2 protein-coding genes are annotated in these 1823 nt (G+C 67.4%); both read right to left on the reverse strand.

The features are described from left to right. Positions 1-872, reverse strand: an 872-nt coding sequence (locus CHC08_RS47770; RefSeq protein ID WP_143653727.1) for a S1 family peptidase, incomplete at its 3' end; no start/stop codon positions are given. 230 nt (positions 873-1102) lie between these two features. Further along, a partial coding sequence (locus CHC08_RS47775) for a S1 family peptidase (protein WP_143653728.1) occupies positions 1103-1823 on the reverse strand: 721 nt, incomplete at its 5' end.

The following is a 1823-nucleotide window of genomic DNA, read 5'->3' on the forward strand; positions in this document are numbered from 1 at the left end:
GCCCGGGAGCCGGCCACGCTCACGATGCCGCCGCTGCCGTTCTTCACCGATGGCCGGGGCGTCCAGCCGTCGTTCACAGAGACCCACGCGAAGTCGCTCCCCGGGAAGTTCGAGGCCTGGAAGACGCCCTGCCTGACCCGGTCGACGCCGATGGTGGTGTTGGCCGCCACACCGCAGTGACCGGCGCTGACAAAACCGCTCTGGGTTCCGCGAAGCACCGAGAAACCGATCGAGCAGTGATTCGCGGTGCCGCCGATGTAGTAGACGTCGCCGCCCAGCAGGTCGCTGAGAGGCCGGGGCTTCTCGATGGACGACATCACTCGCACCGCGACCAGATCCACATCCGCGGCCTCGATGACATCTTCGGTTATCGAGGGCGCGTCGGACAGGACGATGACCTTGTTGGTCCTCACGTCGACATAGCGCACCCGCCCGTTCGGATGGGTGGCCAGAGCCGCGTCGACCTCCCCAAGGGTCGCGCCGAGACGCGCCAGCGACCGGCTGACGACCTCGCCCCGGGCGCCCACGGCGGTGATCTGGGGAAGATCGGCGGGATCCGTGGTGGCCACCACGAGAATTTGCGACCTGGACCCCATGAGCCAGGAACCGCCGAAACGGTCACCGAGCCTCCTGCGGAGTTGCGCCTCGATCGGTGTGAACCGGGCCTCGTTGAGCAGACGCGCCTGCGCCTGCTCCACGGTGATGTGGAGGTCACGCTGAAGTGCCGCAAGCATGCCCGGCGGTGGTTTCCATGCGGCCGAAGCGGCTTGGAAACCCACCATCTGAGGTTCGGCGACGACCGGGACGGTCGTCAGAGCAAGGACAGTGATCATCAGGACGCGGCCCGTGATGTCGGTATGTCTGCGGGACACGGATCTCTCCTCGGCCTCGGCTTCCAGGCAGGAGGGAGGTCGCCTCATATCGCAGGTTGGTCATGCGATGTGGGCACCGCCACCTTAATCCAGGTGTTGCCGGTCAAGACGGCAGAGCCGCGCGCCACGCGGGCGACGATTTCGGGCCGGATCCACATCTGGTCCGGGCAGGGTTTGCCTGGGGTGGAGTTGACGATCGGCGGCGCCGGAAAGGAAGAACCCGGGGCGGATTACGGTGTCCTGTATCCCAGGGTGTAGGGGCCGGAGCCGCTCGACGAGACCACCCGGTAGCGGTAGGAGCCTGCCGGGCCGGTGTAGCTGATCTTCTCGTCGGCCCCCAGGCTGTCGGAGGTGGCGACGGTGCTCCAGGCCGAACCGACCCGCTTCTCGAGATAAAGGTCGAAGTCAACGCCGTCGTCGGCGTCCAGGCAGCCGTAATGGACGCCGGCGACGGCCGATTGGTACGGAGTCTTCGGCTGGTAGACGGCCTGACCGCCGTTCGTGGTTCCGGCGGCGGTGACCGGGAAGCCGGTACAGGTGCCCGTGCTCATCTGCGGAGGGTTCCCGGTGGTGGTCACCAGGCTCAGACCGTAGGTCGTGAGGATCTCGTTGACCGGCTGGTAGTAGGTGACACCACCCGAGGTACAGTTCCCGGAGCCGCCGGAGGCGACCCCCTGCGCCTGCTCACCGGAGACCAAGGAGCCACCGGAGTCGCCCGGCTCGGCGCAGACATTGGTGCGGATCAGCTCGAAGACATTGCCCTGAGGGTAGGCGACGCTGGCGTTACGCTGCAGGATGATGCCGCAGTGCCAGCCGGTGGCAGAGCCCGACTGACAGACCGAGGCCCCCTCGACGGCCGCCCGGGAGCCGGCCACGCTCACGATGCCGCCGCTGCCGTTCTTCACCGATGGCCGGGGCGTCCAGCCGTCGTTCACAGAGACCCACGCGAAG

This window comes from Streptosporangium subroseum, assembly GCF_900188345.1.
GTDB lineage: Bacteria > Actinomycetota > Actinomycetes > Streptosporangiales > Streptosporangiaceae > Streptosporangium > Streptosporangium subroseum.